General features: G+C 55.8%; 1 protein-coding gene. It reads left to right on the top strand.

Going from position 1 to position 351, the window contains the following annotated elements:
• Nucleotides 1-234: YceI family protein (locus Q4563_RS17495; protein WP_303605402.1), on the top strand; the 234-nt coding region annotated here is incomplete at its 5' end.
• Nucleotides 235-351 lie beyond the last annotated feature (117 nt).

The raw sequence follows: 351 nt of genomic DNA, 5'->3' as shown, positions 1-351 counted from the left end.
ACTCTGTCTGGCTCCCTGTCGTTACACGGCAAACAGGCGACGGTCACTACCGAGGTACTTGCCACTCCCGCAGCGGATGCCTCTTTGGTTGTCAGCAGCCTGGCGCCTGTCTTGATTGATGCCGCCGAGTTCGGGCTTGAGGGCGGTATCGAAGCATTACGCAATATCGCCAAACTGACATCCATTACCCAGGTCGTACCGGTAGAATTCACTCTGATCCTGAAGCCGCAGTAACCCGCCTGGCCGACCGTGTCAGGCGTATCGCTTACTGTTTGTACGCCTGACTTCAGCAACCGTGGCGCGCGATCCAAACACGCAGCCACACCGGATGAAATTTGTTAAACTATCATC

The organism is Gilvimarinus sp. 1_MG-2023, assembly GCF_030548285.1.
This window is presented reverse-complemented; position numbering and strand designations above follow the sequence as displayed.